This window comes from Agrococcus versicolor (assembly GCF_039531815.1).
Classification (GTDB): domain Bacteria; phylum Actinomycetota; class Actinomycetes; order Actinomycetales; family Microbacteriaceae; genus Agrococcus; species Agrococcus versicolor.
The window spans coordinates 456,313-479,929 of the sequence record NZ_BAAAQT010000008.1 but is presented as its reverse complement, the minus strand read 5'-3'; the positions used below and the strand labels follow the sequence as shown (position 1 = coordinate 479,929).

Here is a 23,617-nt window from a genome sequence, read left to right as displayed (position 1 = left end):
GACCCCAGACCGAGAGGACACCCCCATGCAGATCGCCTGCTCGTCGCCCATGGTGCCCGGCGCGACCCTCACCGAGAAGGCCGAGTCGCTCGCGCGATGGGGCTACGACGCCATCGCCGTCTTCCAGCCGCTCGACGAGTGGAGCGACGCCGTGCGCCGCGAGCTCGCCACCCTCGAGCGCGCCACCGGGGTGCGGCCCGTCGAGCTCGTGCTCACCGACGCCATCTACGGCAAGGCGATGGATGCGGACGCCGACCTGCGAGCCCGCTGCCGCGCCATGTACCTGCAGGCCGCGGAGGCGTGCGCGGAGCTCGGCCTCGTCACCGAGATCGAGTTCGAGTACGGTGCGCAGGACCCGTTGCCGCTCTTCACGCCCTACGCCCGCCTCGACGACGAGCAGACGGCCGAGTTCCTCGACTTCTACCGGCAGATGCTCGACGTCGTCGCAGGCTCCGACGGGCGTGTGCTGCTCGAGCCGCTCAACCGCTACGAGAGCCGCTACCTGAACCTCGTCGAGCACAACCTCGAGCTGGTCGACGCCGTCGACCACCCGAACGCGGGGCTGCTGCCCGACACGTTCCACATGTCGATCGAGGAGGCGGACCTGCCGGCGGCGCTCCGACTCGCAGCCGACCGCATCGCGCACGTCCACCTCGGCGACAGCAACCGCCTCCTGCCCGGGAGCGGTCACCTCGACTGGCAGGGCATCTTCGGCGCCCTCCGCGACGTCGGGTACGACGGCACCGTCAACCTCGAGTGCTCCACCGAGGGCGATCCCGAGGTGTCGCTGCCGGCCGCGGCCGACCGCATCCGAGCGCTCATCGGCGCATGAACGGGCTCCTCAGGGCCGGGATCACCGCCCCGTTCTTCGAGATCGGCCCGAAGAACCTCCTGCGCCGCGACGCGATCGAAGCCGTCGCGATCGCCGCGGGCGCCGCGGGCGCGACCCACGGGGTCACGGTGCTCGTCACCGTGCCGACGGCCATGATCGCGCCCGTCCACGACCTCGGCGCCGGGGTGCTCGTGCTCGCGCAGGGCATGGGCACGGCCGGCCTCGGACCGAGCATGGACGTCGTCACGCCCGAGTCGCTCATCGACGCCGGGGCCGCCGGCGTCATGCTCAACCACGACGCGAACCCGCTCGACGACGCGCAGCTCGCGCTCGCGATCGAGCGGGCGCGCGGCGTCGGCCTGCTGACCGTCGTCTGCGCGGACACCGATGCGGATGCGGTGCGCTTCGCCGCCCTCCAGCCCGACGTCGTGCTCCTCGAACCACCCGCGCTCATCGGTGCCGATGCCGCGGATGCCGTGCGGCCCTGGATCCCGGCGTCGAGCGCGGCGATCCACGTCGCAGGTGGCGACCGTCGCGTGCACGCGATGCACGCAGGCGGGGTCGCGTCGGCCGCGATCGCGGAGGCGATCATGGCGGCTGGCGCCGACGGCACCGGATCCACGAGCGGCGTGCTCGGCGGCGCCGGCACGTCGGCCGCCGACCGCGCCGACGCCGCGCACGCCTTCATCGCGGCCACCCGACTCGGCTGGGACCGCGCACGCGCGGGCTCGGCGCACCCCCACCAGATCCGCGACACCCGCACGACCACGAAGGAGACATCATGACCAGCACGCTCGAGGGCCGCACCGCCATCGTGACCGGAGGAGCCCGCGGCATCGGCCTCACCCTTGCCCGCACGTTCGCCGCGGCGGGGGCGAAGGTCGCGGTCCTCGACCTCCTCGACACCGTCGAGGACGCCGCAGCCGCGATCGCCTCGGAGTTCGGCGTCGAGACGTACGGGCAGCGCGTCGACGTCACCGACCAGGCGGGCGTCGCAGCAGCGTTCGCCGCCGCCACGGAGCGCCTCGGCACGCCGCAGGTGCTGCTCACCGCCGCTGGCATCGAGATCAACGGCGACTCGATCGACGTCACCGCCGAGCAGTGGCGACGGGTGATCGACGTCAACCTCACCGGCACCTTCTTCTCGGCGCAGGCGTTCGGTGCGGGACTCCTGCGCGAGGGCCTGCCGGGCAGCGCCGTCCTCATCGCCTCGATGTCGGGCTCGATCGTCAACGTGCCGCAGTGGGCGGCGTCCTACAACGCGTCGAAGGCGGCGGTGTCGCACCTCGGCAAGTCGCTCGCGGTCGAGTGGGCAGCGTCGGGCATCCGGGTGAACTCGATCTCGCCCGGCTACGTGCTCACCGACCTCACGCAGGCGATCCTCGACGAGGAGCCCCAGCTGCACGACGACTGGGTCGCTCGCATCCCGCAGGGTCGGATGGCGAAGCCCTCCGACCTCGCGGGGCTCGTGGAGTTCCTCGCCTCGGACGCCTCGGCCTACCTCACGGCACAGGACATCGTCATCGACGGCGGGTACACCGCGGTCTGACCACCAGCTCCCGGGGGCCTTCGCGACCAGCGACACGCGAGGGCCCTCGGGCCTGCGCGCCCTGCATCGCGAGGGCGCGACGCCGGACGGGAGGCGCCGCGACGCGCGTGACACCGCCGATCTCGCTCAACGTGACCGGTGGTGCGTCGACCGGTTGAGACCGCCATCGTTTTCGGCACACCGGCCGGCGAGACGGCTCGGGTCGCGACACGCCGAGCGTCCGTGTGCCGAGACGCAGCGCCGAAACCGATTCGGGCCGAAACGACGCGGCACCCGGTTTCGGGGCGCTCCAGCGGACACGCATTTTGACAACGGTTCTCATTCGCGAGTAGCGTCGCCTGCATGCCTCGCCTCTCCACCCGCATCGCCCTGCCTGCCGTCGTGCTGGCATCCGCCGTCGCCCTCGCGGGCTGCTCGGCGTCGGCCGGCGCAGGAGCGGGCGACGACGGCTCGCTGCGGATCGTCGCGACGACGACGCAGATGGGCGACGTCGTGCGCGAGATCGTCGGCGACGACGCCGAGGTGACGCAGCTGCTGCAGCCGGGCCAGTCGGCGCACTCGTACGACCCGACGCCCGAGGCGCTCACGGCGCTCGCGAACGCCGACGTGCTCGTCATCAACGGCGCGGGGCTCGAGGAGTGGCTCGACGACACGATCGAGGCCTCGGGCTTCGACGGTGAGCTCGTCGACGCATCCGCCGACGTGCACCTTCACGAGGGACAGGGGCACGAGCACGGCGAGGAGGGGCACTCCGAGGAGGAGCACGCGGAGGAGGAGCACGCCGACGAGGCGTCCGCCGATCCCGCCGCATCCGGAGCATCCGCCGAGCCCGCCGCGTCCGAGTCCGCCAACGAGCCCGCCGAGTCGGAGTCCGCCGACGAGCACGCCGAGGAGGAGCACGACCACGACCACGGCGGCTCCGACCCGCACGTGTGGAGCGACCCGCACCAGGTCGTGCACATGGCCGAGACCATCGGCACGGCGATCGCCGCGGCCGACGGCGCGGACGCCGACGCGATCGACGCCGCGACCGACGCGTACGTCGCGCAGCTCGAGGAGCTCGACGCCTGGGTGCACGGCTCCATCGACCAGGTGCCCGCCGAGCAGCGTCTGCTCGTCACGAACCACGACACGTTCTCGTACCTCGCCGAGGCGACGGACATGACGATCGTCGGCAGCGTCATGCCGTCGTTCGACGACAACGCCGAGCCGAGCGCCGCCGACATCGACGCCCTCGTCTCCGCGATCCGCGACTCCGGAGTGCGCGCCGTGTTCTCGGAGACGAGCATCGACCCCCAGATCGCCGAGACGATCGCGAGCGAGGCGGACGTGCAGGTGTACTCGGGCGAGGACGCGCTCTACGCCGACTCGCTCGGCGCCGAGGGCACGCCCGGCGCGACCTACGTGGGCAGCGTCGTGCACAACGTGACCCTCATCGTCGAGTCGTGGGGCGTCGAGCCGCTGCCGGTGCCGGATACGCTCGCCGAGTGAGCGTCGTCCGCATCGATCGTGCGTCCTTCCGCAGGGGAGGGCGCACGGTGCTGTCCGGCGTGACCTTCGCGGTGGAGCCGGGCGAGGCCGTCGCGCTCGTCGGCCCGAACGGCGCGGGCAAGTCGACGCTGCTCGACGGCCTGCTCGGCCTCGTGCCGCACGACGCGGAGCGCTTCGACGTGCCGACGGGGCCGGGTGCGATCGGCATGCTGCCGCAGTCGACGACGACCGACGCCGCCTTCCCCATCTCGCTCGAGCAGGTCGTCATGCAGGGCCGCACCGCGCGGCTCGGCCTGCGCTGGCCGGGTCGAGCCGACCGCGAGGCCGTCGCCGCCGCGCTCGACACGGTGCGCCTCGCCGCGCACCGCAAGGCGCGCTTCGGCGACCTCTCCGGCGGCCAGCAGCGCCGTGGCCTCCTCGCGCGCGCCATCGCGGGCGAGCCAGCGCTGCTGCTGCTCGACGAGCCCTTCAACGGCCTCGACGCCTCCAGCCGCCAGTCGCTGCTCGACGCCATCGAGCGGCTCAAGGCGGCGGGCGTCGCGCTCGTCGTGACGACCCACGACCTCGAGCTCGCGCGCGCCGTGTGCGAGCGCACGCTCCTCATCGACCGCGAGCAGATCGCGTTCGACGTCACGGGATGCGTGCTCACGCTCGAGCAGGTGCGCAAGACCTTCGAGCACCACGCGATCGAGATCGACGGCCACACCCTCGCCACCGCCGAGCACCACGCGGCGGAGCACGGCCACGAGCACGACACGCACCGCGAGCACGGCGCGCGCGACGACGTCGACCCGCGCGCCGCCGACCGACGCTGATCGTGCTCGACCTCGTCACGCCCTTCCAGCTGCCGTTCATGCTGCGGCCGCTCGTGCTGCTGCTCGTGCTCGCCGTCGCCGCGGGCACCGTCGGCACCGTCGTGAACCTGCGCAGGCTCGAGTTCGCCTCCGACGGCCTCACGCACGCCGTCTTCCCCGGCCTCGTCGTCGGCTTCATCGTCGCCGGCGCCGCGGGCGTGCTGCCCGGGGCGCTCGTCGCGGCCGTCGTCGCCGCCCTGATCCTCGTCGTCGTCGCCCGTCGCACCGGCACCGAGACGGGCGTCGCGATCGTGCTCACCGCATGCTTCTCGCTCGGTGTCGTGCTCGTGTCGCTGCGCTCGGAGTGGGCGGGGCAGATGGAGTCGTTCTTCTTCGGCAGCCTGCTGACGGTGACGGATGCGCAGCTGGGCATCTCGGTCGCGATCGTCGCGCTCGCGGTCGCCGCGGTCGTCGTCACGTGGCGCTGGCAGGTGCTGCGCGCGTTCGACGAGCACGCCGCCCGCGTCGCCCGCGTGCCGGTGCGCGTCACCGACGTCGTCGCGAACGTCGCGATCGCGCTCGTCGTGGTGGCCGCATCCGCCGCCGTCGGCACCCTGCTCGTGCTCGCGGTGCTCATCGTGCCCGCCGCGGCCTCCCGCGCCCTCACGCGTCGCGTCGTGCCCGGCGCGATCGTCGCCACGGGCATCGCCGCGGTGGCGTCGTGGCTCGGGATGTCGCTCGCGTTCGCCGCATCGTCGGCGGGCGTGCAGGCGTCGCCGTCGTCGATCGTCGCCCTCACGATGCTCGCCGCGTACCTCGTGGCGCTCGCAGGCGGGGCGCTGCGCGACGGCGCCATCGCGCGGAGGGCGACCGCATGATGCTCGACTACTTCACCCGCGCCCTGCTCGAGGCCGTGCTCGCCGGCGCCCTCGCCGGGCTCGTGGGGGTGCTCGTCGTGCTGCGTGGCCGTGCGTTCTTCACCATGTCGCTCACGCACGCGACCTTCCCGGGCGCGGTGCTCGCCGCGATCCTCGGCATCTCGATCCCGCTCGGCGCCGCCGCGACCGCCGTCGCGCTCGTGCTCGTGGCGACGCTCGTCGGCCGCATCCCCACGCAGGGCTCGGCCGTCGCCTCCGGCATCATGCTCACCGCCGGCTTCGCCGTCGGATCCTTCGCCGAGACGTCGACGCACGTGCCCGTCGACGTCGGCTCCTTCCTCACCGGCACGATCCTCGCGACGACGACCGACGACCTGCTGCTCACCGCCGTGGTGCTCGTCGTCGCCGCGATCGTGCTCGGCGTCTACGGCAGGCATCTCCTCTTCGCGTCGTTCGACGAGGCGGGGTTCCGCGCCGCCGGCCTGCGGCCCGCACGCGCGGAGGCCGTCTCGCTCGCGCTCATCGCCGCGACGGTCGTCGCGATCATGCCCGCGCTCGGCGCGATCCTCGCCGTCGGGCTCATCGTCGCGCCCGCGGCCGCCGCGCGCCGCCTCGTGCGCTCGGCCACGACGATGCTGTGGGTCGCCCCGCTCATCGGCATCGCCTGCGCCGTCTCCGGCCTCCTCGTGTCCCGGGCGTGGTCGGTGTCGGCGGGCGGCGCGATCACGCTCATCGCCGCGGCGGTCGTCGGCATCGCCCACCTCGTGCCGCGCCGCTCGGCCGCGCCCGCGTCGACCGCGCCGTCGGCCGCCGCCGGTAGCGTGGTCGCATCATGACCGACGTGCGCCGACGATCCACGAAGCAGCGCGAGGCCGTGCGCGACGCGCTCGACGCGGCCGACGGCTTCGTGTCCGCGCAGTCGCTGCACGCCGCCATGCGCGACGGCGGCTCGACCGTCGGCCTCGCGACCGTGTATCGCGCCCTCGCCACGCTCGAGACCGACGGCGTCGCCGACGCCGTGCAGCACGACGGCGAGACGGTGTACCGCGCGTGCACCCCCACGCACCACCACCACCTCATCTGCCGCGAGTGCGGTCGCACCATCGAGCTCGAGGCCGACCGCATCGAGGCCTGGACGCAGCAGGTCGCGGCCGACCACGGCTACCGCGACGCACGGCACACCATCGAGATCACCGGCATCTGCGACCGGCACGCACCCGGAGGCGACGCATGATCGAGATCCTGTCCCAGAGCGAGGTCGAGGCGGCGAAGCCCGCCGGCGAGCTCGTCGGCCGCATCCTGCAGACCGTCCGCGATCGCGTCGTGCCCGGCACGAACCTGCTCGAGATCGACGCGTGGGCGGCCGAGATGATCCGCGACGCCGGCGCGACCTCCTGCTACGTCGACTACGCGCCGTCGTTCGGCCGCGGACCCTTCGGCTTCCACATCTGCACCGCCGTCGAGGACGCCGTGCTGCACGGCAAGCCCTACGACCGCGTCGTGCGGCAGGGCGAGCTGCTCACGCTCGACCTCGCCGTGATCGTCGACGGCTGGGCGTGCGACTCGGCGCTGACGTTCGGCGTCGGCGGCACGCGCCCCGAGGACGTCGCGCTCGTCGACGCCACGCGCGTCGCGCTCGAGGCCGGCATCGCGCAGGCCGTCGTGGGCAACCGCATCGGCGACATCTCCCACGCGATCGGCGAGGTGCTGCGCGGCGCGGGCTACTCGGTCAACGGCCAGTTCGGCGGCCACGGCATCGGCTCGACCATGCACCAGGATCCGCACGTCGCGAACGACGGCGCCGCCGGCCGCGGCTACACGCTCCGACCGGGCCTCCTGCTCGCGATCGAGCCGTGGGTCATGGCGGGCACCGACGAGCTGCGCATGGATGCCGACGGCTGGACGCTGCGCTCGGCCGACGGCTCGCGCACCGCCCACTCCGAGCACACCGTCGCCATCACCGAGGACGGCCCCGTCGTGCTCACGCGTCGTGCCGACGAGGTGCCGCCGACCGTCGGGCTCGCCGCCGCCTGAGGCTGCGCGATGCGCTGGGTCGAGGTCGATGCGAAGGCGTCGTGGGCTCGCGAGGACGCGCGGTATCGCGTCTTCGTGTTCGCCGGGCCGAGCCTCGACGTCTCGACGACCGACGTCGCCGAGGCCTCCGTGGAGCAGGCGCTCGACGCAGCGCGCACGCTGGCGATCCACGACGAGCACCTGTGGTCGCTCGCGCTCGTCGCGCTCGATGCGGGCGGCGAGGAGGGTCTCGTCTGGCTCTCGGGGATGGACTACACCCGTGTGCCCGAGACGCAGGCGCAGTGGCGTCGCCGCGGCGAGATGCAGAGCAGGCTCCTGTCCGCGCGGTCGCGAGCGGGTCGACCGCTGCTGCTGCCGAACGGTCTGCGCGTCCTCCGCATGTTCCCGGAGTGGTTGCCAGGCTCGCCGCTCTGGGAGTCGTTCGGCGACGACTACCGGCTGCCGCTCGACGGGCTCGGACTGCCTCCCGAGCTCTGCGACGCCCTCCGCAGGTGGAACGACGCCTGGTCGGAGCGGGACGTCGAGGATCCACTCCCGGACGAGGAGGCGTGGACCGCCGAGGGCCTGCGGCTGCACGCCGCGGTGCAGCGCGTGCTCGCCGGCGTCGCCGAGGTGCGGCGCGAGTTCGGACCCTGACGTTCGGATGCCGTGAGGACGTCGGTCGAGGACGTCGCCGAGGCACCATGATGAGGCCGTGCCCATCATCGACAACGCCGTCTACGTCGACGGCCACCGCATCGACGACCCCTCGAGCCTCGAGCAGACCTTCGAGCACATGCGCGACGCGCACGGCATGGCCTGGATCGGCCTCCTGCGGCCGACCGAGGAGGAGCTGCAGCAGGTCGCGGCCGAGCTGTCGCTGCATCCGCTCGCCGTGGAGGACGCGCTCGAGGGGCACCAGCGGGCCAAGCTCGAGCGCTACGGCGACACCCTGTTCGTCGTGCTGCGTCCTGCGCGGTACGTCGACGAGCGCGAGACGGTGGAGTTCGGCGAGCTGCACGTCTTCGTCGGCGCCGACTTCGTCGTGACGGTGCGGCATGCGGAGGGCCCCGACCTCGCCGCCGTGCGCGCCCGGATGCAGACGGCGCCCGACCTCCTGCGCCTCGGCCCCGAGGCGGTGCTGTACGCGATCCTCGACCAGGTCGTCGACGACTACGCCCCCGTCGTGCGCGGCCTGCAGGCGGACATCGACGAGATCGACGACGCCCTCTTCCAGGGCGGCGACACGGGCCTCGCGCGCCGCATCTACGAGCTCGCGCGCGAGGTGGTGAGCTTCCAGCGCGCCACGACGCCGCTCGTGGCGATGCTCGAGGCGCTGCGCGACGGCGCAGACCAGCACGCCGTCGACGTCGAGCTGCGGCGCTCGCTGCGCGACGTGCTCGACCACGTCATCCGCGTGAACGAGCGCGCCGCATCCTTCCGGGCCGTGCTGCACAACGCGCTCACCGTCAACGCGACGCTCGTGACCGAGCGCCACACGGAGACGGCGCTCGCGCAGAACGAGAGCGTGAAGAAGATCTCCGGATGGGCTGCCATCCTCTTCGCGCCGAGCCTCGTCGGCACCGTGTACGGCATGAACTTCGAGCACATGCCCGAGCTCGACTGGACGTTCGGCTACCCGATGGCGCTCGGGCTCATGGCCGCGACGAGCGTCGGCCTCTACCTCGCCTTCCGCCTCAAGCGCTGGCTCTGATCGCCCCGCCGGCCTGACGCGCAGCCTCTCCACAGGAGCGTCGAACGTCCATCCATGCACGGCTCGCAGCCCCCGCGGAGGCGCGCGTGATGGGCTGACGTCGTCGAGAGGACGGTCATGACCGACGATGCAGCACGCCGCCAGCAGCCCATGTCACCGCAGCCGGCCGGGGCCGCGCTCGGCCACGGCCCGGGACACGCGCCGGGGCAGGCGCCGGGGCACGCGCCGGGGCAGGCGCCCGGGGCTCCGTCCGGCGGGCGGCCGCCGAGGCGCGTGCTCGGCATCCAGCCCGTGCTGCTCGTCGGGATCGTGCTGCTCACCCTCGTGACGCTGCTGACGATCGTGCTCATCTTCATCGGCGACATCGAGACGCAGGCGCCACGCGTCGTCTGGACGGTCATCGCCTTCCTCGGCTTCACGGCGCTCCTCGCCCTCGACCTCGCGCTCGCTCGCCGCTCGGCGCTGCCGCTCGTCATCGGCGTCACCGCGAACGTGTACCTGCTCGCGATCCTCATGCTCGCCACGTGGGTCGACGTCCGCAGCGTCGAGCACGCCGGCTCCTACGATCCGTACGCGTACGAGTACGAGCCGCCGCTCGGCATCCGCCTCATCGGCGTCTACCTCCTCGCCCTCGTCGTCGTGCGGGCTGCTGCCGCCGGCGCGTGGGCGCTCATCGCGCTCGGGCGCCGCGGCATGCTCGCCGTGTCGCGCGTCGTGGGCGTCGTCGCCGCGGTCCTGCTCGGCCTCGCGGGCGTGCTGCTCACCCTGCACCTCGCGATCACGCCGTTCGGCATCGAGGTGGGCGACCTCTACTGGCGCTGCACCGTCGCGATCGTCGTGCTCGCCGCGCTCGCGGCGTGCGTCACGATCCTCCTGTACTGGAGCCGCAGGCAGCTCGAGCCTCGTCCGGCGCTCGTGCCGGCCGCGACGCTGCCGGACGCCGGGCGGGGATGGCCCGCGCCCGGCCCGCAGCAGGGATGGGCGCCGCAGCCGGGAGCGCAGCAGGGCTGGGCGCAGCCCGGCGGGCAGCAGGGGTGGCCTGGCCAGGGCGGCGCGCAGCAGGGGTGGCCTGGCCAGGGCGGCGCGCAGCAGGGCTGGCCGCAGCCGCAGCAGCAGGCACCGCAGCAGGTGCCGAATCCGATGCAGCCCGCGCCGCAGGACCCGCAGCAGCCATGGGGGCGTCCGCCGGCGTGAGCCTCGCTCGCACGGTCGCGAGCCCGCGGTAGCGCGTCCCGCCGGGCGTGTCGTAGGATGGTCGTTTGTGTGGCGTCGCCGCACGGCGCATCCCAACCCCCCTTTCGAGGGGGAAGTGGGCGCGCAGGCAAGTGATCTTGGGTGAGGCCTTCGGCCTCACGGTACCCCTGGAGGAACCATGGCAGCAGTGTGCCAGGTGACTGGAGCCGTTCCCGGCTTCGGTCACAACATCTCGCACTCGCACCGCCGGACGAAGCGTCGCTTCGACCCGAACGTGCAGAAGAAGACGTACTACGTCCCCTCGCTCCGCAAGAACGTCACCCTCACGCTGTCCGCCAAGGGCATCAAGGTGATCGACGCTCGCGGCATCGAGTCCGTGGTCCGTGACCTGCAGAAGAAGGGGGTGAAGCTCTGATGGCCAAGAAGGCTCAGGACGTTCGTCCGATCATCAAGCTCCGCTCGACCGCGGGCACCGGCTACACCTACGTGACGAAGAAGAACCGTCGCAACAACCCCGACCGTCTCGTGCTGAAGAAGTACGACCCCGTCGTGCGCAAGCACGTCGAGTTCCGAGAGGAGCGCTGACATGGCCAAGAAGTCCATGATCGCGAAGAACGAGCAGCGCAAGGTCATCGTCGCGCGCTACGCCGAGAAGCGAGCCGCCCTGAAGAAGGCGCTCGTCGACCCGAACGGCACCGACGAGTCGCGCGAGGAGGCACGCCTGGGTCTCCAGAAGCTGCCCCGCAACGCCTCGCCCGTGCGCGTGCGCAAGCGCGACGCCATCGACGGCCGCCCCCGTGGCCACGTCGGAGAGTACGGCATCTCGCGTGTCCGCTTCCGCTCGATGGCGCACCGTGGCGAGCTGCCCGGCGTCACCAAGTCGAGCTGGTAGCGACCAGCCGCAGCAGCACGAAGGCCCCCGTCCTAGGACGGGGGCCTTCGTCGTCCCCGGCTCGGCTCGCCTCGTCGACCGGTCACCTCGGCCCCGGTCGACGGTGGTCACGGTTGCACCCGGAACTGCCGTCTCGAGGTGCAACCGCGACCAGTCAAGGTACGACAGTGACCAGTCGAGGTGCGACGGTGACCAGTCAGGGTGCGACCGTGACCAGTCGGGATGCGACCGCGACCAGACAGGCCGGCCGGCGAGCGTCAGGCGGCGCGCAGCTCGTGCAGCGACGACGTCAGCGCGACGCCGTTCACCTCGGCGTAGACGACGCCCTCGGTGACGGAGAACGACATGGTCGTGCGGCGGGTCACGGCGTCGGCGACGGCGTCGACGAAGCCGGCGTCGAACGACACGAGCCGCACGGCCTCCGCCTCGTGGATGCGCTTGCCCGCCCACCGCGCGGCGACCTTCGCGGGGTCGCGATGCGTGTAGACGACGCAGCGCTCGGCGGCCATGCTGCCGCGGTGCACGCGCTCGGCCTCGGGGGCGCCGACCTCGATCCAAGCGACGAGCGCACCGGTCATGTCGCGCACGAGCACGGCCGGCTCGTCGCCGCCCGACAGGCCGTCGCCGAACGCGATGCCCTCCTCGTGCTCGAGCAGGTACGCGAGCACGCGCGTCGACATGAAGGCCGCGGTCTCCGACGGGTGCTGGGCGACCTTGAACGACAGCTCGTCGTACACGCCCCGGTCGACGTCGGCGAGCTGCACGTCGAACGTGTGGATGGTCGCGCCGATGCCCATGCGTCGAGCCTAGGCGTCGCCGTCGAGGTCGAGCGCCGCCGCGGGCGCACCCGACGCGAGCCCGGATGCTCCGGCAAGGCCCGCCGACGCAGCGGTCAGACCTGCGCGATCGTCATCGCGTACGCGGTGCCCGAGCCGTCGTCGCCCGTGAGCTCCATGCCTCCGGTCGCCGCCGGTCCCGTGAACACGATGTCGGCGATCGCACCCGAGGGTGCCTGCAGCTGCGAGATCGTGAGCGACAGCACGCCGTCGTCGACGCTCCACACGTCGGTCGGGGCGTCGAACGGCTCGCCGTTGAAGCTCGAGAAGTCGACGGTGCCGTCGGCGGCGAACGTGAACGTCACCTCTGCGACGCCCGCCGCCGTGCCGAACCACGTCGTGCCGGCGAGGATCTCCTCCGTCGCGCCCGGCACGATCTCGGGCGCGGGGGCGTCGCTCGGGGGTGCGCCGGACGCCGGCGGCTCCGAGGCGGGCGCGCTCGGCGACGGCGACGCGGACGCGGAGGGCTCGGCGCTCGCGTCGGGCTCCTCCGCGCCGCTGCAGCCGGCGAGGCTCAGCAGCCCGATCGCGACGAGCGCGGGCAGGGTCGCGGTTCGCATCCTCATCCGCGCGAGCGTACGCCCCGCAGCCATGCGTCGGCGACCCACGGCCTAGACGACCGCGAGCTCCTCGTACGCGCCACCGCGCGGCGTGCTGCCCGCGCGGACGTCGCGCCAGGCCGCGCCGAGGCGCACCATCGCCTCCGTGGTGACCTCGGTCTCCCACGTGATGGGGATGCGCGCGAAGCGGTCGAGCACGCCCGTCGCCGTGAAGCGCGGACCGGGAGGCAGCAGCAGGCCGCGCTCGCGGGCGGCGAGCGACAGGTTCGTCGACAGCGGAGCACCGAGGTCGACCCACGCCGCGAGCCCGCCCGGCACGGGCGGCATCTCGACGCCGGGCAGATGCTCGGCGAGGCCCGCGCGCACGGCGGCGCGGCCCGCGGACAGCCGCGTGCGCGTGTGGGCGAGCAGCCCCTCCATGTCGTCGAGCAGCTCGGTGGCGATGCACTGCTCGAGCAGGGCGCTGCCGAGATCGAACGACGGGCGGATGGCCAGGAGGCGCTCGACGTGCGGTGCATCTGCGCGGATCCACCCGATGCGCAGACCGCCCCAGGCGAGCTTCGACATCGAGCCGACGCTGATCGCGGGCCCGTGGGCGGCGAACGGCCGCGGCGTCCAGCCGCGGTCGACGTCGAGCTCGACGCACGTCTCGTCGACGACGACGAGCGCGCCGACGCTGCGAGCCGTCGCAGCGAGCTTGGCCCGCTCGAGGTCGGGCATCGTGGCGCCGGTCGGGTTGTGGAGGTCGGCGATCGTGTAGACGATCGCGGGGCGCGTCTCGCGGATGCGCCCGGCCATGTGCGTGATGTCCCACCCCTCGGGCGTGACGGGCGTGGGCACGAGTCGCATGCCGACGCGACGCAGCGCCTCCATGGCGTGCGGGAAGGTCGGCTGCTCGACGATGGCGGCGCGGCCGCGCTCGCCGAACGCGGCGGTGATGAGGGTGAGGGCCTGCATCGCGCCGCTCGTCACGATGATCTGCGACGGGTCGGTCGGCAGGCCGCGCTGCGTGTAGCGGGCGGCGATGCGCTCGCGCAGGTCGGCGAGGCCGTCGAGCGAGTAGCCGGGCGTGCCCAGCAGGCCCGCGAGCCGGTCGAGGGCGCGCACGGTCGCGGCGTGCAGGCCGGGCGTGGAGCCCACGGAGGCGATCGTGAGGTCGATGACGTCGTCGGTCGGGGCTGCGACGCGCGCCGCCGAGCGCCGCGGCAGGGCGACGCGCGTGCCGGAGCCGTGGACGCGGGCGAGGTAGCCGCCGTCGGCGAGCGTCTCGTAGGCCTTCGTGACCGTGGCGCGCGAGCGGCCGATCTCGGCGGCGAGGGCTCGCTCGCTCGGCACGCGCTCGCCGACGGTGATGCGGCCGTCGAGGATGAGCATGCGGATGCGGTCCGCGAGCGACTGCGCGACGGCGCCGCCCTGATACCACTCGCCGAGCTGGCGACCGAGTCGAGATCCCATCGCCCCATCATGCTCCTGGAGTGGACCGCTGCGCACGCGCCACTACCCGTGCCGTGGCCCGCGCGCACCGAGCCACTCCCACCGCATGCTGGCGTGATGGCCCCTTCCGCAGCATCCGCACGCCGACGCATCGCCATGCCGGCGTGGCTCTCGCGCATGGTGCTGCCGGTCACCGCCGTCTCGCGCCGCGACCTCGGCAGGCGGACCGTGCAGCTGATCGTCGGGCTGTGGCTCTACGGCGTGGGCATCGCCCTCATGGTGCGCGCCGAGATCGGCGTCTCGCCGTGGGACGTGCTGACCCTCGGCATCCAGCAGCAGACGGGTCTCGGCTTCGGGCTCATCATCGTGCTCACGTCGGCGGCGGTGCTGCTGCTGTGGATCCCGCTGCGACAGCGCGTCGGCGTCGGCACGCTCGTCAACGGCATGCTCGTCGGCCCGTTCGCCGAGCTGACGCTCGCGATCGTGCCGCCGGTGCCGACGGAGGATCCTGCGACGTGGTGGTTCCGCGTGCCGCTCTTCCTGCTCGGCCTCGTCGTGCTCGCGACCGCGACGGGCATGTACATCACGGCGAGCTTCGGGCCGGGCCCGCGCGACGGCCTCATGACGGGCGTCGTCCGCGTCACGCGGTGGCCCATCTGGGTCGCGCGCACCCTCATCGAGGGCTCGGTGCTCGTCGTCGGCGTGCTGCTGGGCGGACCGCTCGGCATCGGCGCCCTCATCTTCGCGTTCGGCGTCGGCCCGCTCGTGGGCTGGATCCTGCCGTGGTTCGAGCGCCGCCGGAGCGCCGCGGAGGGTCGCGAGGCTGCACGCGTCGAGGCGCGCGCCGCCGCCGCCTAGGTCGGCACGTCTCGACCCGCACCAGGCCGTCGTCGCGACCGGAGAGCGCGAGCGCCCCGCGCGTCAGTCGGCGGCGACCGAGCGCATCGTGAGGCCCTCGTCGGTGTGCGCGAACGCGAGCATGAGGTCGAGGTGCCACGGGTCGACGTCGCGCTCGCGCTCGACGTCGAAGCGCAGCTCGGCGGAGGGGTGGATCCAGAAGGATCGGCGCGTGTCGCCGTGGTCGAACGACGCCATGAACGACGTCGAGCACGCGAGCATCGTCGTGACGACGGCGCGCAGGAGCTCGAGGTCGGCGTCGTCGACGCCCTCGCGGCTCGGCCCGTAGTGGAACGTCCCCATGTGCTGCCTCTCCACGACCGATAGAACACCGTTCTGGAGGAGATGGCGAGCACTTGCGCGCCGTCGGTCGAGGTGCATCGCCTGCGGCGTCGGCCGAGCACGCGAGATGCATGGAAGGCCGGATTCGAGGCCGCATCCCACGGATTCCCCCTGAGATCCGCGGAATCCCGGGCGATTCTCGGCGTGTCGGGCCAGCCTGCACGGCGGGGCGCGGCGGCGCAGGTACCGTGGCGGTGCGGCACGGGGGCTTCCCTCGGGCCGCCGTGCACGTCCCGCCCTGGCGGGGAAGAACGAGTCCAGGAGGACACCATGGCAGAGACCATCAACAAGACGACGCTCGTCGCGAAGATCGCTGCGTCGACCGACGCCAGCCAGGCCACCGTCGGCGCTGTGCTCGACGCGCTGTTCGCCGAGATCTCCGGCGCGGTCGCCAAGGGCGACAAGGTGTCGATCCCCGGCTTCCTCACCGCCGAGCGCACCGCGACCGCTGCCCGCACGGGCCGCAACCCGCAGACCGGCGCCGAGATCAAGATCGCCGCTGGCCACCGCGTCAAGCTGACGGCCGGCTCGAAGCTCAAGGCTGCCGTCAAGTAGTCGAGCTCGATCCCGAGCGCGAAGGGCCCCGGAGCGATCCGGGGCCCTTCGTCGTCCGCGCCCGACACGTGCAGGATGCATAGCCTGCGCGGATACCCTGGAGGGGTGGCACGTGCTCGGCTGATCGGTCCCGGTGCCGTCGTCGCCGCAGGACTCGTGGCCGTCATCGTCGCCCTCGAGCTCGGCGGAGGCGCCGCACCGCTGTCCGTCGGCGACCCCGGTGCCGTCGTGCGCTGGGGCACCCCGATCGCGCGCCTCCTGCAGGACGTCGCGACGGCGACCGTCATCGGCGGCCTCGTGCTCGCCTGCTTCGCGCTCAAGCCCGGATCGCCGGCGTGGGATCGCACCATCGACGTCGCGGCGGCCGCCGCGGGCGTCGCGACCGCTGCGTACGCCGCCGTCGCCTTCCTCGCGTTCCGCACCGTCTACGACCGTCCCTTCTCGGTCGACGCGCAGTTCACCGACGGCTTCCTCTACTTCTTCACGCAGCTCGAGCGCGGCCAGTACCTCGGTGCGGCTGCGCTCGCGTTCGCGGTCGTGACGACGCTGCTCGTCGTGGTCCGCTCGCCGGCGGGCATCGCATGGATCACGGTGCTGTCGGCCGCGCCGCTCGTGCTGCTCGCAGCCGCGGGCCACGCCGGCACCGCCGAGAACCACACCCTCGCGACGAGCTCGCTGTGGCTGCACCTCGTCTTCGTGAGCATCTGGGTCGGCGGCCTCATCCACCTCGCGATCCTGCGGCTCGACCGCAGCCCGTCGCTGCACGACGCCATGCGCCGCTACTCGTCGCTCGCGCTCGTCAGCTTCGCGGTCGTCGGGTTCTCGGGCGTCGCGAGCGCGTGGGTGCGCACGGGCTGGGAGGGCCTCGCGACGCCGTACGGCGGCCTCGTGATCGCGAAGACCGTGCTGCTCGTCGTCCTCGGCGGCTTCGGCGCATGGCAGCGGACGCGCCTCATCCCGCGCGCGGTCGAGTCGGGCCGCGTGCGCTGGTTCCTCGTGGCCGAGCTCGCCTTCATGGGCGTGGCGATGGGCGTCGCGAACGGCCTCGCGCAGACCCCGACGCCCGTGTCCGAGGAGCTCGTCGACTCGAGCCCCGCGACGATCCTCACGAGCTCGCCCCTGCCGCCCACGTTCGAGCTCTCGCGTCTCGTCACCGAGTGGTCGCTCGACCCGCTGTGGACCGTCGTGTGCGGGCTGCTCGCCTTCTTCTACGTCGCGGGCGTGCTGCGCCTGCGCCGCCGCGGCGACGCGTGGCCGGCGCTGCGCACCATCTCCTGGCTCTCGGGCCTCGGCCTGCTGTGGTGGGTCACCTCCGGCGCGCTCGCCGTCTACGAGCACTACCTCTTCTCCTTCCACATGGCCGGCCACATGCTCCTCGGCATGGCCGTGCCGCTCCTGCTCGTGCCCGGCGCGCCCGTGACGCTCGGCATGCGCGCGATCGCGAAGCGCACCGATGGCACGCGCGGCGGCCGCGAGTGGCTGCTCGCCATCGTGCACTCCCGCTGGATGCACTGGGTGGGCCACCCCCTCGTGGCGACGGGCATCTTCGTCACGAGCCTCTGGATCTTCTACTTCTCCGGGCTCTTCCGGTGGGCGATGGAGAACCACCTCGGGCACGTGTGGATGGTCGTGCACTTCGTCGGCGCCGGCTACCTGTTCGTGCAGGCGCTCATCGGCACCGACCCCTCCCCGCACCGCACGCCGTTCCCGATGCGGCTCGTGATGCTGCTCGCGGCGATGGCGGCCCACGCGTTCTTCGGCATCACGATCATGACGAGCGAGGGCCTGCTGCTCGCCGACTGGTTCGGCGCGATGGGCAACGGCGTCGACGCGCTCGAGGATCAGCAGGTCGGCGGAGGCATCGCCTGGTCGATCGGCGAGTTCCCGACGATCGTCCTCGCACTCATCACGTGCGTGCTCTGGGCGCGCACGGATCGACGCGAGCAGCGGCGCGTCGACCGCAAGGCCGACCGCGACGGGGATGCGGACCTCCAGGACTACAACGCGATGCTCGAGAGGATGGCGGGACGATGACGCACGAGGCGACGACGGACGGGCAGCGACTGCCGAGCGAGCTGGCCGAGCTCGCGGGCGGCGTCGCCCTGACGCTGCACATCGTGCGGCATGCCGAGACCGAGTACAACGTCGCGCACGTCATGCAGGGATGGTCGAACTCGCCCATCACCGAGCGCGGCGAGCGGCAGATCGCCGACGCCGGACGGGCGCTCGCCCGCGTCCCGTTCGACGCCGCGTTCGCGAGCGACCTCGAGCGCACGCGCCTGACGGCCGAGGGCATCCTCGCCGCGCATCCCTCGCCTCCGTCGCTCCAGCTGCGCGAGTCGCTGCGGGAGTGGAACTTCGGCGGCAACGAGGAGGTGCCGTCGGCGGAGGTCTGGGGCCGGCTGTTCGCGCAGCACGGGCTCGAGGTCGACCGCGAGCTGTCGGCGATGCGGGTGCTCGCCGAGCGGATGTCGTGGAGCGACATCTTCGACGGCATCGCCGACCTGGATGCGTCGGGGCAGAGCGAGAAGGCGGCGGAGACGGTCGTTCGGGCCGACGGCGCGCTCGCCGACGTCATCGCGTCGACCGTGGCGGGCGCGTCGGCCGGAGACGTGCGGACGGCGCTGATCGTCAGCCACGGCGGGTTCATCACGACGCTGCTGCGCCAGCTGACGCCCGAGATGACGCCGACGACGATCCTGCCGAACTGCTCGATCTCGACCGTGCGGCTGCACGGCACCGAGTGGTCGCTCGACGGCGTGGGCGAGCGCGCGGAGGCGTTCTCGGGCTGAGCGCCAGGGGGTGCGGCCCGTCTCGGCGTCCCCCGCTCGTCGACGTCCGGGGGACGGATGCTTTCGTCGGTGAGACATCATGTTCGAGAAGGTGCGACGATGACGAGCACGCCGGCCGGGAGGAGGAGCGTGAGCCCCGACGGAGCGATGCTGCGCAAGCCGCCCGTGCAGTCGCGGGCCTCGCACCGCGTGGACGAGCTGCTCGACGCGGCGGCCGCGGTCGTCGACGAGGTCGGCTCCGAGCTGCTCACGACGACGCTGGTGGCCGCGCGGGCCGGCGCGGCGGTCGGCACGCTCTACCGCTACTTCCCCGACCGCATCGCGATCCTGCAGGGCATCGCGGATCGCAACATGCGTCTGATCGCAGAGCGGTTCGGCGAGACGCTCGCGACGCCGAAGGCGGACGTCGAGGATGAGCTCGACGCGCTCTTCCAGGCGTCGGTCGTCCTGCACCGATCCGTGCCCGGCTTCCGGGCGCTGCGGACGGGCGAGCACCTGCCGTCGTCGACGCGGCATCGCGCCGAGATCGTCGGCGCGCTCGTCGACGAGGTCCTGGCCGTCGTCGGTCCGCGGCACGGCATCCCCACGACGGGAGCCGCCCGGGAGGGCTTCGTCGACTGCTTCCACGTCGTCGACGCGCTCATCGCGGCCGCGTTCGTCGACGATCCCGCCGGCGACCCCCGTGCCCTCGGCCTCGCGTTCGACGTCGCGCGGACGATGGTCGAGCGCCTCGTGCGCGGCGAGGTGCCCGCCGCGCCCTGATCGCCGAGCCCTGCTGGCTCGAGCCCACCGGCTCGGGCCCGACGCCTCAGGCCGCGCGGCGCTGGGCCGTCGGCAGGTCGACGACCTCGAGCGCGAGCGTGCGCAGGTCGACGCGTGCGGCGGTGTGCTGCGCCATGGGCCGCCATCCCTCGCTCGCGAGGCCGCTCGACGTGAACGCGACGGCGCCGTCGGCCTCGCGGCGCCACGACAGCCGGTAGTAGTGGTCGACGTGGTCGCGCGGCAGGTCGGCGCCGAGCGGCGACGTGGCGAAGAGGTCGAGCGGCACGGGTGCGCCCTCGTTGGCGTGCACGGCGACGAGCTCGTCGGCGGACAGGACGAGCAGGTTGACCGCCGACGTCGGGAACCGGCTGCGGAGCCGAGCGACCGTCGTGGTCGTCGCCTCCAGGAGGGAGGCGCCGCGGGCGACCTCGCGCAGCACGAGCGCCGTGACGACCGCCGAGTCGGTCGTGCCGCCGACGCGGGCGAGCTCGTCGGGGCGCACCATGGCGCGCAGCTCCTGCACGGGCTGGATCGAGCCGTTGTGCGCGACGGCGATGCCGTCGACGACGAACGGATGCGTGTTGCCCAGCACGGTGCCCATGCCCTCGGTCGCGAGCCGCAGGTGCGCGATGCGCGCGGTCGACGCCTCCTGGACGAGGGCATCGGCGAGGTCGGCGCTCGCGGTGCCGTCGCTCGGGTCGCGACGTCGCCGCACGGTGCGGGCGTCGTCCACCCACGCGGTGCCCCAGCCGTCGGCGTGGAGGCGGCCCATGCGCTGCCACTCCCGTGCGTCGTCGGCGCCGAGCACGGCTGCGGCCGTCGTCGCACGGGGAGCGGCGTATCCGAGCAGTCGGCACATGCGCATCCCCTTCCGTCGCCTCCATCCTCGCCGCGGGTCGTCGGCCGGCGCGCGCCGCGCCGTCACGCGACGCAACGTGTGCGGTCGGCCCATCGTGGTCGTGTCCAGACCGAGGGAGGTCCGCCATGCGCAGGATCGTCGTCAGCACGATGCTCAGCCTCGACGGGTACGCGGAGGGCGCCGGAGGCGACCTGGGCGCGATGCCGATGGATCACGCGTTCAGCGCCACGACGTCGAGCGCATGCGCGCCGCGGGGCACCTGCTGCTCGGCGCGACCGGCTACCGCGGCATGATGCGGTACTGGCCGGGCAAGGTCGACGACCCCGACGCGACGCCCGACGACCGGTCCATCGCCTCGCGCTACGCCGCCGGCATCCCGATCACGGTCGTCTCCGACTCCCTGACGCAGGAGGACGTGGGGAGCCGTGATCGTGGCGCGAACGGCCGCGCGCGCGTCGGCGGCATGACCCTCATGGGCCCGGGCTGACGGGCGCCGCGAGCGGCCCGGCGCCCGTGGGCGCTACGCGGTCGCGAGCCTCGCCAGCGCCTCGTCGGCGGCCTGCTCGTCGAGGCCCGCGTGCGTGACGAGGAACGTCCTCGCGGCGGTCTCGTCGCCCTGCCGGTAGCGCATGTACGCAGCCTCCGCCTGCCGGATGGTCTCCGGCGTCACCGAGCCCTGCGCGCCGAGCGAGTCGGCGAGCTCCTGCGCGGTCGTGGCACCGAAGGCGGTCGCGACGTTCGCGGGGAGGCGGTACGAGGCGTACGGTCCGAGGTCCATGGTGTCTCCATCCTTGGGGTCGCGCCGGGCGGATGCCCCGCGCGGTGGTCGACGCCGCGTCGTCAGCCGCGGTCGTCGCGGTCGTGGTCGCGGTCGTGGCGCTCGCCGTGGCTGCCGCGCCTGCGACGCAGCCGGTAGCCCTCGTCGACGAGCCGCCGCCGCTTCTGCTCCTGCTTCTCGATCTGCCGGGTGTCGCGCGGCGGCAGCTGCAGCTCGTCCTCGGCCTCGATGCCGCCCTGCAGCTGTCGGCCACGCTCGAGCTCGGCGTCGAACTCCGCACCGAGCAGCAGCGCCAGGTTGACGATCCACAGCCACAGCACGGGCCACTTGGCGATGCTCCAGACCGTGACGGCCACCTCGCCGAGCCCGATCGCGTCGCTGCGCTGCGCGTCGGTCACGGGGACTCCCTCCGGGTCGGTCGTCGCCGTCCGGACGAGCCGTCGTCCGCACGGTGGGACCTCTACGGTCGGTCCGCCCTCGGCGTGGCGAGCACCCCCTGTCGCCGATGCGTCGGCGCGAATACGATGCCGCCGCGCGTCGGACGCAGGACGGGTCGCGATCCCGAGAGGGACCGCGACCCGTGCTGGTCGACCGTGACCGGCCGAGGAGCGTCAGCCCTGGCGCACGCGACGCGCGACGACCGGTGCCGCACCCGCTGCGACGAGCAGCAGCGCGAGGCCGAGGAGCCAGGACGCGGCGTCGCCGCCGGTGCGCGGCAGGCCGCCGACGCTCGCGGTGCCCGCGCCGGTCGCCCCGGTGGTGCCGACGGGAGCGGGCGCCGCGGGGTTCGACGGAGACGGGTTCGACGGAGCCGGGTTCGACGGAGCGGGGCTCGCGGGGGCCGCGATCGTCACCGTCGACGTGGCGGCGGCATCGACGTAGAGCGCATCGGCCTCGACGACGGCCGACACCTCGTGCGCGCCCGCCGGGATGCCGCTGATGATGCAGACGGCCGTGCCGTCCTCGTCGAACGGTGCCGACTCGCAGCCGGGCACGGTGATGCCGTCGACGAGGAACCCGGCCGAGGAGGGCGTCGCGCCGTCGGCGGCGGTCGCCGTGGCGGTGACGGTGCCGTCGCTCGCGACGACGGTCGCGAGGGTGAGGGTGAGCGGCAGCCTGGCGACGTCGACCCGGACGCCGTTCGAGGTCGACGGCGCGAAGCGGTCGCCGCCCGTGAAGGTCGCGGTCACCTCGTTGCTCCCGGCCGGCAGCTCGTCGGTGCGGCACACGGCCTCGGCCGTGCCCGAGTCGGCGGCCACGGGGACGGCGCACAGCGTCTCGCCGTCGACCTCGAAGCGCACGGTCCCGGTGGTCGGGAAGGCACCGTCCTGCGTGACGGTGGCGCGCAGCTCGACCTCGTCGCCGACCGTGAACGGTCCGGTCGACGCGTTCGTCAGCTCGATGGCGGTCGGCACGGGGTTCACGACGACGCTCGCGGAGCCGTCCGGGACGGGGGAGTACACGGCGTCGCCCGAGTACGAGTACGAGATCTGGTAGGTGCCGGGCGGCGGGGTGCCGACGACGCACGTGGCCGTGCCGTCGGCCTGCACGGGCATGTCCTGGCACTCAGGTCCGATGCCGAAGATCGTCACGGTGCCGGTCGGGATGGCACCCGAACCCGCCACGGTCACCGTCGCGCGAAGGTCGTCGCCGGTGATGATGGGTCCGCCGTCGAGGCCGGTGAACGTCGCGCTCGTCGTCGCGGTCAGGATGGTCGGCGTGGCGAACACGGATGCGCTGTAGTCGCTCGCGCCGCCCCCGTTGACCGCGCGGACGCGGAACTCGTACGTCGTGCCGTTCGTGAGCCCGCTCACGGTCGCGCTCAGACTCTGCGTCGACGCGACTTCGGCCCACAGGCCATCGCCCACCCGGCTCTGCAGTTCGTACGTCGGCTGCTGGCCGCCGTCGTCGGCGGACGCTCCCCAGGTCACGGTGACCGCCATGCTCGCCGGCGTCGCGTTGCCGATCGGGGGAGTGCTGGGTGCGCCGAGCACCTGGTAGCGCTGGATGTCGCCCTGCCTGCCGATCTCGTACTGGCAGGCGAGCAGCACGTTCTTCGACGTCGCGCCCGAGTACGTGAAGCGATAGCGCAGGTCGCCCAGATCCTGCACCGGCAGGGTCGAACCCTCGCCGAGGATCGCTGCGTCGGCGCTGACGAACGCTTGATCGCCATCCGTCGGGGTGCACGAGAAGTCGTACGTGACGGTCGTCCCGGGTGCGACGGGACCCGCCGGGGTGACGGTGACGTTCTGGGGGAAGTCGGCATGCGCCTGCGGGGCGCCCACGGTGGAGAGGGCGGTGGCCCCGGCCAACGTCACGAGCAGCAGCGCTGCAGGCCGGAGAAGTCGGCGAGCCCAGGTGGGCTCGGTGAGGGAGCGGGACATCGACGTCGACCTTTCGAAGGCAAGACACGAGGCGCCCTCATGTTGTGTCGAACACTACGGC

At 73.1% G+C, this 23,617-nt stretch carries 28 protein-coding genes and 1 pseudogene; 21 read left to right on the top strand and 8 right to left on the bottom strand.

The genetic code is table 11. The features are described from left to right. Window positions 1–25: 25 nt before the first annotated feature. The 15 genes from ABD249_RS14815 (at window position 26) to rpsN (ending at window position 11,357) form a co-directional block, all read left to right on the top strand. The gene (locus ABD249_RS14815) at window positions 26–832 is read left to right on the top strand and encodes a sugar phosphate isomerase/epimerase family protein (RefSeq protein ID WP_344344815.1); all 807 of its coding nucleotides are present in this window, start codon (window positions 26–28) and stop codon (window positions 830–832) included. After that, window positions 829–1,617, top strand: coding sequence for a triose-phosphate isomerase (locus ABD249_RS14810; RefSeq protein ID WP_344344814.1), 789 nt, complete (start codon window positions 829–831; stop codon window positions 1,615–1,617). Before ABD249_RS14815 ends, ABD249_RS14810 begins: the two co-directional genes overlap by 4 nt. Then, window positions 1,614–2,381, top strand: coding sequence for an SDR family oxidoreductase (locus tag ABD249_RS14805; protein ID WP_344344813.1), 768 nt, complete (start codon window positions 1,614–1,616; stop codon window positions 2,379–2,381). The genes ABD249_RS14810 and ABD249_RS14805 overlap by 4 nt, the downstream gene beginning before the upstream one ends. 342 nt (window positions 2,382–2,723) lie before the next feature. After that, entirely contained in the window at window positions 2,724–3,872 is a 1,149-nt protein-coding gene (locus ABD249_RS14800; protein ID WP_344344812.1) for a metal ABC transporter substrate-binding protein, read from the top strand. Further along, window positions 3,869–4,687: a metal ABC transporter ATP-binding protein gene (locus tag ABD249_RS14795; RefSeq protein ID WP_344344811.1), complete on the top strand. Its 819-nt coding sequence runs from the start codon at window positions 3,869–3,871 to the stop codon at window positions 4,685–4,687. Before ABD249_RS14800 ends, ABD249_RS14795 begins: the two co-directional genes overlap by 4 nt. 2 nt (window positions 4,688–4,689) lie before the next feature. After that, window positions 4,690–5,544, top strand: a complete 855-nt coding sequence (locus ABD249_RS14790; RefSeq protein ID WP_344344810.1) for a metal ABC transporter permease — start codon at window positions 4,690–4,692, stop codon at window positions 5,542–5,544. Then, a complete protein-coding gene (locus ABD249_RS14785; protein ID WP_344344809.1) occupies window positions 5,541–6,380 on the top strand; it encodes a metal ABC transporter permease in 840 nt (279 codons plus the stop codon). The genes ABD249_RS14790 and ABD249_RS14785 overlap by 4 nt, the downstream gene beginning before the upstream one ends. Window positions 6,381–6,385: 5 nt before the next feature. Then, entirely contained in the window at window positions 6,386–6,778 is a 393-nt protein-coding gene (locus ABD249_RS14780; protein WP_425546350.1) for a Fur family transcriptional regulator, read from the top strand. Further along, on the top strand, window positions 6,775–7,578 hold the full coding sequence (map, locus tag ABD249_RS14775) for a type I methionyl aminopeptidase (RefSeq protein ID WP_344344807.1): 804 nt from the start codon (window positions 6,775–6,777) through the stop codon (window positions 7,576–7,578). Before ABD249_RS14780 ends, map begins: the two co-directional genes overlap by 4 nt. Before the next feature lie 9 nt (window positions 7,579–7,587). After that, window positions 7,588–8,214, top strand: coding sequence for a hypothetical protein (locus ABD249_RS14770; protein ID WP_344344806.1), 627 nt, complete (start codon window positions 7,588–7,590; stop codon window positions 8,212–8,214). Window positions 8,215–8,272: 58 nt separating this feature from the next. Further along, the gene (locus tag ABD249_RS14765) at window positions 8,273–9,271 is read left to right on the top strand and encodes a magnesium and cobalt transport protein CorA (protein ID WP_344344805.1); all 999 of its coding nucleotides are present in this window, start codon (window positions 8,273–8,275) and stop codon (window positions 9,269–9,271) included. Window positions 9,272–9,388: 117 nt separating this feature from the next. Further along, window positions 9,389–10,465: a hypothetical protein gene (locus ABD249_RS14760; RefSeq protein WP_344344804.1), complete on the top strand. Its 1,077-nt coding sequence runs from the start codon at window positions 9,389–9,391 to the stop codon at window positions 10,463–10,465. A gap of 178 nt (window positions 10,466–10,643) precedes the next feature. Continuing rightward, the gene (gene rpmB, locus ABD249_RS14755) at window positions 10,644–10,880 is read left to right on the top strand and encodes a 50S ribosomal protein L28 (protein WP_344344803.1); all 237 of its coding nucleotides are present in this window, start codon (window positions 10,644–10,646) and stop codon (window positions 10,878–10,880) included. Continuing rightward, complete coding sequence (rpmG, locus tag ABD249_RS14750) at window positions 10,880–11,050, top strand: 50S ribosomal protein L33 (RefSeq protein WP_092503806.1); 171 nt, start codon at window positions 10,880–10,882, stop codon at window positions 11,048–11,050. Before rpmB ends, rpmG begins: the two co-directional genes overlap by 1 nt. A gap of 1 nt (window position 11,051) precedes the next feature. After that, on the top strand, window positions 11,052–11,357 hold the full coding sequence (gene rpsN / locus ABD249_RS14745) for a 30S ribosomal protein S14 (protein ID WP_092503804.1): 306 nt from the start codon (window positions 11,052–11,054) through the stop codon (window positions 11,355–11,357). Between the two features lie 257 nt (window positions 11,358–11,614). Here rpsN and ABD249_RS14740 read toward each other — a convergent pair whose 3' ends face one another. The 3 genes from ABD249_RS14740 to yczR all read right to left on the bottom strand — a co-directional run bounded on the left by ABD249_RS14740 (window position 11,615) and on the right by yczR (window position 14,208). Next, window positions 11,615–12,154, bottom strand: a complete 540-nt coding sequence (locus ABD249_RS14740; protein WP_344344802.1) for a YaeQ family protein — start codon at window positions 12,152–12,154, stop codon at window positions 11,615–11,617. Window positions 12,155–12,249: 95 nt separating this feature from the next. After that, complete coding sequence (locus ABD249_RS14735; RefSeq protein ID WP_344344801.1) at window positions 12,250–12,759, bottom strand: hypothetical protein; 510 nt, start codon at window positions 12,757–12,759, stop codon at window positions 12,250–12,252. Between the two features lie 45 nt (window positions 12,760–12,804). Continuing rightward, window positions 12,805–14,208, bottom strand: a complete 1,404-nt coding sequence (gene yczR, locus ABD249_RS14730; protein WP_344344800.1) for a MocR-like transcription factor YczR — start codon at window positions 14,206–14,208, stop codon at window positions 12,805–12,807. A 96-nt stretch (window positions 14,209–14,304) separates the two neighbouring features. On the opposite strand from yczR, the gene yczE reads away from it, so the two are divergent. After that, complete coding sequence (gene yczE, locus ABD249_RS14725; RefSeq protein WP_344344799.1) at window positions 14,305–15,045, top strand: membrane protein YczE; 741 nt, start codon at window positions 14,305–14,307, stop codon at window positions 15,043–15,045. 63 nt (window positions 15,046–15,108) lie between these two features. Here yczE and ABD249_RS14720 read toward each other — a convergent pair whose 3' ends face one another. Next, window positions 15,109–15,387, bottom strand: coding sequence for a DUF7882 family protein (locus ABD249_RS14720; protein ID WP_344344798.1), 279 nt, complete (start codon window positions 15,385–15,387; stop codon window positions 15,109–15,111). Window positions 15,388–15,696: 309 nt separating this feature from the next. On the opposite strand from ABD249_RS14720, the gene ABD249_RS14715 reads away from it, so the two are divergent. The 4 genes from ABD249_RS14715 (at window position 15,697) to ABD249_RS14700 (ending at window position 19,535) form a co-directional block, all read left to right on the top strand. Then, entirely contained in the window at window positions 15,697–15,981 is a 285-nt protein-coding gene (locus ABD249_RS14715) for an HU family DNA-binding protein (RefSeq protein WP_092503791.1), read from the top strand. A gap of 105 nt (window positions 15,982–16,086) precedes the next feature. Beyond that, window positions 16,087–18,015, top strand: coding sequence for a bifunctional copper resistance protein CopD/cytochrome c oxidase assembly protein (locus ABD249_RS14710; RefSeq protein WP_344344797.1), 1,929 nt, complete (start codon window positions 16,087–16,089; stop codon window positions 18,013–18,015). Then, window positions 18,012–18,773: a histidine phosphatase family protein gene (locus tag ABD249_RS14705; RefSeq protein ID WP_344344796.1), complete on the top strand. Its 762-nt coding sequence runs from the start codon at window positions 18,012–18,014 to the stop codon at window positions 18,771–18,773. The genes ABD249_RS14710 and ABD249_RS14705 overlap by 4 nt, the downstream gene beginning before the upstream one ends. A gap of 129 nt (window positions 18,774–18,902) precedes the next feature. Further along, on the top strand, window positions 18,903–19,535 hold the full coding sequence (locus ABD249_RS14700) for a TetR/AcrR family transcriptional regulator (protein ID WP_344344795.1): 633 nt from the start codon (window positions 18,903–18,905) through the stop codon (window positions 19,533–19,535). A 46-nt stretch (window positions 19,536–19,581) separates the two neighbouring features. Here the strand turns inward: ABD249_RS14700 and ABD249_RS14695 are convergent, their stop codons facing one another. Further along, window positions 19,582–20,394, bottom strand: a complete 813-nt coding sequence (locus ABD249_RS14695) for a class II glutamine amidotransferase (RefSeq protein WP_344344794.1) — start codon at window positions 20,392–20,394, stop codon at window positions 19,582–19,584. A 241-nt stretch (window positions 20,395–20,635) separates the two neighbouring features. On the opposite strand from ABD249_RS14695, the gene ABD249_RS14690 reads away from it, so the two are divergent. Beyond that, entirely contained in the window at window positions 20,636–20,881 is a 246-nt protein-coding gene (locus ABD249_RS14690; RefSeq protein ID WP_344344793.1) for a hypothetical protein, read from the top strand. Window positions 20,882–20,914: 33 nt separating this feature from the next. Here the strand turns inward: ABD249_RS14690 and ABD249_RS14685 are convergent, their stop codons facing one another. From ABD249_RS14685 to ABD249_RS14675, 3 genes and pseudogenes are all read right to left on the bottom strand, one after another. Then, window positions 20,915–21,172 carry a hypothetical protein gene (locus ABD249_RS14685; RefSeq protein ID WP_344344792.1) on the bottom strand — a complete coding sequence of 86 codons (258 nt, stop codon included), beginning with the start codon at window positions 21,170–21,172 and terminating at the stop codon, window positions 20,915–20,917. A 62-nt stretch (window positions 21,173–21,234) separates the two neighbouring features. Continuing rightward, a pseudogene (locus ABD249_RS14680) lies at window positions 21,235–21,492 on the bottom strand (YihY/virulence factor BrkB family protein); the annotation flags it as partial. A gap of 291 nt (window positions 21,493–21,783) precedes the next feature. After that, complete coding sequence (locus ABD249_RS14675) at window positions 21,784–23,556, bottom strand: Ig-like domain repeat protein (RefSeq protein ID WP_344344791.1); 1,773 nt, start codon at window positions 23,554–23,556, stop codon at window positions 21,784–21,786. Window positions 23,557–23,617 lie beyond the last annotated feature (61 nt).